A 3,466-nucleotide genomic window follows, 5' to 3' on the forward strand; every position below is an offset into this window, starting at 1 on the left:
AGGCGGGAAATATGCTGCCGGCCGACCTGCGCCTGTTGGAAAGCGCCAACCTGCGGATCCAGGAGGCGGCATTGACCGGCGAATCGGAGCCGGTAGATAAGGAAACCGGGGCCCTCGAGCGGGAGAATATCCCGCTCGGCGACCGGGTGAACATGGCCTACATGGGCACACTGGTGACCTACGGGCGGGGCATGGGTGTCGTCACCGCCACCGGCATGGAAACGGAGCTGGGCAAAATTGCCAGCTTGATTCAGGCGGTGCCGGTTGACGAAACTCCCCTGCAGAAGCGGCTGGATCAGGTGGGGAAAGTGCTGGCCCTCTTCGGCGTGGTGGTCGCCGCCCTGGTATTGCTTATCGGCGTGCTCCGGGGCGAACCGGTGCAGGATATGTTCCTGACGGCAGTCAGCGTGGCGGTGGCGGTTGTGCCCGAAGGGTTGCCGGCGGTGGTTACCGTGACCCTGGCCCTGGGTGCCCAGCGTATGCTGCGCCGCCGGGCGCTGGTGCGGAACCTGCCTGCGGTGGAAACGCTGGGTTCAGTCACCGTTATCTGTTCGGACAAGACCGGCACGCTCACGGTGAACCGGATGACGGTGACGGTGATCGACGTAGCAGGTCATTACCTGGAGCTGGCAGGCACCGGCCCCCACCCGGCGCCCGCGCTGACGACCTATGCAGAAAAGCCTGATCTACTCCAGAGCCAGCCCCCCACAGTAGCCCTGACGCTGGCAGCCGGTGCGCTCTGCAATGACGCTTCGCTGCAGCCTGACCCAGAGAGTGGCCTGTATTTGCCCGTGGGCGATCCAACGGAGGGAGCACTACTGGTGGCGGCTCGGCAGGCGGGGCTGTCCCGCGACCGTCTTGAAGAGGCACTGCCCCGAGTGGAAGAGTTACCGTTCGAGTCGGAACGAAAACGGATGACTACCGTCCACCGGATGTCGTCTGCACCATTACCTCCCGCACTGGCGCTGCTTGAACGGTGTGAAACTCCCTATGCGGCTTTCACTAAAGGCGCGGTGGACGGACTGCTGGCGATCTCGACTACGGTTTGGACGGAGGAGGGGCCGGTGCCGCTGGACAAGGAGTGGCAGGAACGGATCCGGCAGGCCAACGACCAGATGGCAGCCAAAGGTATGCGCGTCCTGGGCCTGGCCTTCCGGCCGGTGGAGAAGCCACCAGGCAACGGCAGCCGGGCAGAGGCAACGCTGGAACAGGGGCTGACCTTCATCGGGCTGGCCGGCATGATCGACCCGCCTCGCCCGGAGGTGCGAGCGGCGGTGCGCACGGCAAAGGCGGCGGGCATCCGGCCGATTATGATAACGGGTGACCACCCGCTGACGGCGCGCTTTATTGCTCACGACCTGGGCATCACCACCAACAATCGCGTAAAGTCCGGACAGGACCTGGACCGGTTTTCGGCGGGAGAGCTGGCGGCAGTGGTGGACGAGGTATCGGTCTACGCGCGGGTTTCACCGGAGCACAAACTGCAGATCGTTGACACGCTCCAGCAGAAAGGACAGGTGGTGGCGATGACGGGGGACGGGGTCAACGATTCGCCGGCACTCAAGAAGTCGGACATCGGCGTGGCGATGGGCATTACGGGAACGGATGTGTCCAAGGAGGCGGCGGAGATCGTCCTGCTGGACGACAACTTCGCAACCATCGTAACTGCCGTAGAAGAGGGACGGGTAATCTATGATAATATCCGCCGCTTCGTGAAGTTTTCTATCGCCGGCAACCTGGGCAAGGTGCTGGTGATGTTGCTGGCCCCCCTGCTGGGCATCAATGTCGCCCTGCTGCCGTTGCAGTTGCTCTGGCTGAACCTGCTCACCGACGGCCTCCTGGGGTTAGGGTTAGGGGTAGAGCCGGCCGAGCCGGGAACGATGCGCAGGCCGCCGCGTGCGCCGCAGGCAAGCCTGTTCGCCGGCGGTGTTGCGCAGCAGATTATTTGGGTCGGACTGCTGCTGGGCGGATTAGGTCTGGCGGTGGGTGGCTTGTACTTCGACCCGGGCGATCCGGCCGGCGGGATCTGGCAGACGATGATCTTTACCACGCTGGCCTTCATGCAGATCGGGCAGGCGCTGGCGACCAGGGCTACCGAGCGCCCGCTCGCCTCGCTGGATCTGCGCAACAACCCGCTCCTGCTGACAATGGTTGCCACGGTGTTCGGCTTGCAGTTGCTGGTGATTTACATTCCGGCCCTGGACCGTTTCTTTAACGTGACGCTGTTGCCGGCCGTGGATCTATTATTGGCCCTGGGCGTGGGGTCACTGGTCTACTTCGTCATCGAGGCTGAGAAGTGGTGGCGGAGTCAAGACGATCGAGAGCCACAGATAGAAGACCCATTACGAGGAGGAAAGACGGAATGACAGTGAAAGTTTACGCCAAGCGCTCAAGAAGATTGTTGCGCCAATTCGTCAACCTGGAGGCATCCGGGGGCATTCTTTTGATGGGGGCAGCGGCGCTCGCCCTGCTGATCGCTAACTCCCCACTGGCCAACCTGTACACCGGTATTCTGGCCGTCCCCTTCGAAGTTCGCCTGGGCTCGCTTGAACTGGCTAAACCGCTGTTACTGTGGATCAACGACGGCCTGATGGCCGTCTTTTTTCTGCTGGTCGGACTGGAAGTAAAGCGAGAGATACGGGAGGGCGAGCTATCCCGGCCCGCCCAGGTCATTCTGCCGGGGATAGCGGCCGTTGGTGGAATTGTCCTACCGGCACTCATCTACATCTGGTTCAACCGGGCCAGTCCGGTGGCGCGGACCGGCTGGGCAATTCCCGCCGCTACCGACATCGCCTTCGCCCTGGGCATTCTTTACCTGCTCGGGTCGCGGATCCCTCTGGCCCTGAAACTATTTCTGATGACGGTAGCCATCTTCGACGACCTGGCAGCAATCGTGATCATTGCCCTCTTTTACTCGGGCGATCTCTCGCTGATGGCTCTGGGCCTGGCTGCCATCGCCCTGATCTTCCTTTTCCTGCTGAACTGGCGCGGGGTACAGCGGCCGGCGGCCTACGTGATTGTCGGCGTACTCCTCTGGATCTTCGTCCTTAAATCAGGGGTCCACGCCACCCTGGCCGGGGTGGCCCTCGCTTTTGCCATACCCATCGGCCCGCGTACGGAAGGGAGGGACAAGTCAGAGGGCGAATACCACCAGCATAGCCTCCTGCACCAGATGGAGCACCGGCTCCATCCCTGGGTAGCCTACGTCATCCTGCCGATCTTCGCCTTTGCCAACGCAGGGGTTCCCCTGGCGGGCGCTTCTCTGACCACGCTCACCGAATCGATTCCCCGGGGGATCATCGCCGGTCTTTTCGTGGGCAAACAACTCGGCGTTTTCGGGAGTAGCTGGCTCGCGATCCGGCTGGGGCTGGCCCGGCGCCCCAGCGGGGTGAGCTGGCAACATCTGTACGGCGCCTCGATACTGGCGGGGGTCGGCTTCACGATGAGCCTCTTTATCAGCGGGCTG

At 62.9% G+C, this 3,466-nt stretch carries 2 protein-coding genes; both read left to right on the forward strand.

The annotated features are described in order from the left end of the window. Positions 1–2,366: cation-translocating P-type ATPase (locus R3280_RS16305; RefSeq protein WP_318999664.1), on the forward strand; the 2,366-nt coding region annotated here is incomplete at its 5' end. Further along, the coding region (nhaA, locus tag R3280_RS16310; protein WP_318999665.1) for a Na+/H+ antiporter NhaA at positions 2,363–3,466 on the forward strand (1,104 nt) is incomplete at its 3' end. The genes R3280_RS16305 and nhaA, both read left to right, overlap by 4 nt.

Source organism: Marinobacter sp., assembly GCF_033722195.1.
In the GTDB taxonomy this organism is placed as follows: Bacteria; Pseudomonadota; Gammaproteobacteria; order Pseudomonadales; family Oleiphilaceae; genus Marinobacter.